General features: G+C 66.7%; 5 protein-coding genes. 3 read left to right on the top strand and 2 right to left on the bottom strand.

The annotated features are described in order from the left end of the window. Positions 1-237: 237 nt before the first annotated feature. Entirely contained in the window at positions 238-1,611 is a 1,374-nt protein-coding gene (locus VMS22_12500) for an adenylate/guanylate cyclase domain-containing protein (GenBank protein ID HXJ34845.1), read from the top strand. A 143-nt stretch (positions 1,612-1,754) separates the two neighbouring features. After that, positions 1,755-2,333, top strand: coding sequence for a hypothetical protein (locus tag VMS22_12495; GenBank protein ID HXJ34844.1), 579 nt, complete (start codon positions 1,755-1,757; stop codon positions 2,331-2,333). A 67-nt stretch (positions 2,334-2,400) separates the two neighbouring features. On the opposite strand, the gene VMS22_12490 is transcribed toward VMS22_12495, so the two are convergent. After that, positions 2,401-2,562 (bottom strand): hypothetical protein, encoded by a 162-nt coding sequence (locus VMS22_12490; GenBank protein HXJ34843.1) that lies wholly within the window; start codon positions 2,560-2,562, stop codon positions 2,401-2,403. 140 nt (positions 2,563-2,702) lie between these two features. Here VMS22_12490 and VMS22_12485 point away from each other — a divergent pair, with 140 nt between their 5' ends. After that, positions 2,703-3,044: a YciI family protein gene (locus VMS22_12485; GenBank protein HXJ34842.1), complete on the top strand. Its 342-nt coding sequence runs from the start codon at positions 2,703-2,705 to the stop codon at positions 3,042-3,044. A gap of 39 nt (positions 3,045-3,083) precedes the next feature. Here the strand turns inward: VMS22_12485 and VMS22_12480 are convergent, their stop codons facing one another. Beyond that, a complete protein-coding gene (locus VMS22_12480; GenBank protein HXJ34841.1) occupies positions 3,084-3,608 on the bottom strand; it encodes an SRPBCC domain-containing protein in 525 nt (174 codons plus the stop codon). Between the last annotated feature and the right edge of the window lie 57 nt (positions 3,609-3,665).

Raw genomic sequence — 3,665 nt, 5'->3', positions numbered from 1 at the left:
GATCATCACCCGTCCGACGCACCGGACGACGTCGATTCTTTACGGAGCCGAAGTTCTTTCGCACAGATTCTCAGGCAAGGCACCGTAAGTGCGACTGCCGTCTGCGCTCTGGTGACATTCACGCATACTGGCCCAGGCGAGTCTCCACGTCCCTCAACGAGCATGCACGTGGTGCTGCACGCCAAGGTGTGGCCGCACATTGGTGCGGGTCCAGTGGATCCGCGCGAGACTTAGCGTGTGGAGGCTCCCGAGACGCGCTACGTCAAGACGCCTGATGGTGCCCATGTCGCCTACCAGGTCTTCGGCGACGGACCGTTCGACTTGGTGTACGTGCCGGGCTTCGCGTCGAACGTCGAGTACATGTGGCGTGTCGAGCAGTTCGCGCGTGGCCTGCGGCGGCTCGGGTCGTTCGCGCGGGTCGTCGTCTTCGACCGTCGCGGAACGGGCCTCTCGGATCGGATCGACGAGACGAACCTGCCGACCCTCGAGGCGAGGATGGACGACATCCGCGCGGTCATGGACGCCGCCGCGGTCGAGCGGGCGGCGCTCTTCGGCTCCGAGGACGGCGCCCTTCTCTGTGCAGTCTTCGCGGCCGCCCACCCCTCGCGCGTCTTCGCCTGCGTGCTCCACGGTACCGGGGCCCGAGGCCTGCGCGCGCCCGACTACCCGTGGGAGTGGAGCGCACAGCAGTGGGACGAGTACCTCGGAGACATCGACCGGCAGTGGGGGACACAGGATATGGCCGACCGGCTCGCGGCGCGTGCCTACCCGTCGCACGCGGCCGACGCGGGCTTCCGTCGAGAGCTCGCGTCGTTCCTGCGCTTCTCGGCGAGCCCCGGCGCCGCCTTGGTGTTCGAGACCCTGTATCGCGACGTTGACATCCGCGACGTTCTTCCCGCCATCCAGGTGCCCGTGCTGGTCGCGCATCGCGTCGACGACACGGAGGAGCCGATCGAGTGCGCGCGCCACCTCGCGGCAAACATCCCCGGTGCGCGACTGCTCGAACTCCCGGGAGCCGACCACTTCCCGTTCTCCGGCAATCAGGACGAGCTCTTCGATCCCGTCGAGCGGTTCTTCGCCGCCGCGCACGGCGCCGAGGTGGACTTCGACCGTGTCCTGGCGACCGTCCTCTTCACGGACGTCGTCGCCTCGACCGAGGCCGCTGCACGGATGGGCGACCGGGCGTGGCGAGACCTGATCTCGACGCACCACCAGCGCGTCCGATCCCTGCTGGGACGCTTTCGCGGGCGCGAGGTCGACGTCGCAGGCGACGGCTTCTTCGCCGTCTTCGACGGCCCAGCCCGTGCCGTTCGCTGTGGCCTCACGATCTGCGACGACGCCGGCGCTCTCGGCTTCGACGTACGGGTCGGCGTCCACACCGGCGAGGTCGAGCTCGATGGGGCAGCGGTTCGCGGGCTCGCCGTCCACATCGGCGCACGGGTCGCGGCGGAGGCCGAACCCGGTGATGTGCTCGTGACTAGCACGGTCAGGGACCTCGTGGTCGGCTCGGGGCTCGTCTTCGCGGACCGCGGTCGGCGCAGCCTCAAAGGGGTGCCGGGTGCCTGGGATACCTATTCAGCCTCCGCACCCGACAACGCCAGCGCTATCTGACGACCTCTGTCGCCGCCGCAAGTCGGCTTGGCAGTCAGGGGTCATTCCGGAACACTCGCCCAGGTGAGCCCGCTACCACCCGAGGAAGTAACTCGGCCACTGCCGGTCTTGTCTCGCTTTGCCACCCACCCTAGTGTGGGCGAATGACGAGTGCGGGCTTCGAGATCGAGATAAAGAGGCAGGGGTGGATCGATCCGGAGCTAGAGGTAGCTCCGGCCGACCTCTGCTCGCACGGTGACATCCGGCTCGAGATCGGCGGTCAGGTGATCGTCTCCGGCGAGGCCGAGCCGGGCGAGCTCGCCGATTGGTGGACGATCAGCACGAGCGCACTCGCTCTCCTTCGCACACTCGAATCGGATCACTCACCCGACCGGCGGGTCGCCGATCGGCTCATCCTCCACTGCGGAATGATCGAGATGCTGACCTGCCCGATCGGGGTCGACTGGTCCGTCACCCATCTTGGTGGACGGGTGCGTCTACGCGACGTCGCAAGGTTCGACACCGTCGACGAGACCGAGGCCATCCGCTTCCCCGGGCTCGAGGTCGAACTCGCCGAGGACGGGTATCGACTTCAAGTCGTCGCGTTCGCGGAGAAGGCAAAGGAGCCCTTCGTCGGTACCGAGAAGACGCCCGCGGACGACTACGAGCGGCAACTGTACGAGGAATTCTGGCGAGAGTACGACGGAAGACTCAGCCGCGCCCGGTCTCCCTTCGCGGAGTAGTTTCCGGTACACCCAACCGGCTCTGGTGACATTCCCGCACGCTGGCCCATGCGACTCGGCTGAAGCCTCACTCGCTGCCGCGGCGTTGTCGCCGATAGAGAAGCGCCAGTATCAGGAGGACGACGAGGAAGCCGGGGAGGGCGAACGTCCAGAGTCCTCCGCGTTCACTGATGAGTAGCGCGCCGACCAGCAGCGCGATCCCGAGCGCGTTGAGGAGCCATGCGCGCAAGCTCCGAGGCACTATTCAAAGTCTTCCCGATTCTGGTGACATTCGCGAACACTGGCCCAGGCGAGCGTCGCGTCCCCGATGATTCCCGCGGTGGCTCGGGGTCAAGCTTCGGACAACGACCTTAGACGAGGGGGCCCAAGATGAAGTTCATCCTCTCCATCTATCCAGACCGCACCGTCGAGCTAAGCCCAGAGCAGCGAGCAGCTATCCCCGACGCCGTCAGCGCGTGGATCGAGGAGATGGACGGACGCGGCGTTCGGCTTGAAGGGCATGTCCTCGAGCCCGCAAGCGAGGCCGCAACGGTCCGCGTGCGCGACGGTAACGTCGTGCGCGAGAACGGCCCAGCCACAGACTCAGACGTGCAGGTCAGCGGCTTCAACCTTCTCGACTGCGCCGACCTCAACGAGGCGCTAGAAGTCGCGGCCAAACATCCCGTCGCAGCCTTTGGCGTCCTGGAGTTGCGTGCATTCGCCGACGCCTGACGAGGCTGGCCCGCGCGGCTCTGGCCGCCAATGATGTCGTCAACTGACCTTGGCCGCCAGTCCTTGATAGGCCGGGTGAAGTTCGGCCCACCGCGTCTTGGCATCGTCACGGCGCTCACGCCCGGCGAGGTGGTCGCCGAGATCTTCGACATGAAGCTGCACTCCGGCCCCGTAAGCGGAGAGCAGGTCCAGTGGCATTCCCCGTTCTTCCCAGACGACGGTGGTCTGGTCTCCATCGGCGGTCAGCGTGACCTCGATGACATTCTCGTCGGGTTCGTCCGCGTCCCTGATGCGCACCAGCAGCCGCTGCGGCGGCTCGCACGCTTCCACGCGCCCGGTGCCTTCCCATCCGCTCGCGAAAAGGCGTGCGCGGTACTCACCGCCGCGGCGCAGGTCGCCCTCGACCTCGCCATACCAGCGGACCAGACGCGACGGATCGGTGAGTGCCGACCACACCTCGTCGACACCGGCGTCGAAGCGGTCTTCCATGCGCACGATGCCCTTTCCGTCGGCTGATCCCAAGCTGCCCAGGATGCGGCCGCCTTCACCTGCGTTGCTCGTCATCTGGTGCTCCTTGTTTGGCGGGCTGGAAGTAGCACTCTCCTCTGAGACCCGACAGGT

Source organism: Candidatus Eisenbacteria bacterium, assembly GCA_035577985.1.
Lineage (GTDB): Bacteria > Desulfobacterota > Binatia > DP-6 > DP-6 > DATJZY01.
Note: the sequence above shows the minus strand (reverse complement) of the source record. Positions and strands in the feature narration are given on the sequence as shown.

Bases quoted from the DNA above. Each gene is read 5' to 3' on its own strand.
- VMS22_12495 (HXJ34844.1), top strand. From the start codon at position 1,755: ATGACGAGTGCGGGCTTCGAGATCGAGATAAAGAGGCAGGGGTGGATC.
- VMS22_12485 (HXJ34842.1), top strand. From the start codon at position 2,703: ATGAAGTTCATCCTCTCCATCTATCCAGACCGCACCGTCGAGCTAAGC.
- VMS22_12480 (HXJ34841.1), bottom strand. From the start codon at position 3,608: ATGACGAGCAACGCAGGTGAAGGCGGCCGCATCCTGGGCAGCTTGGGA.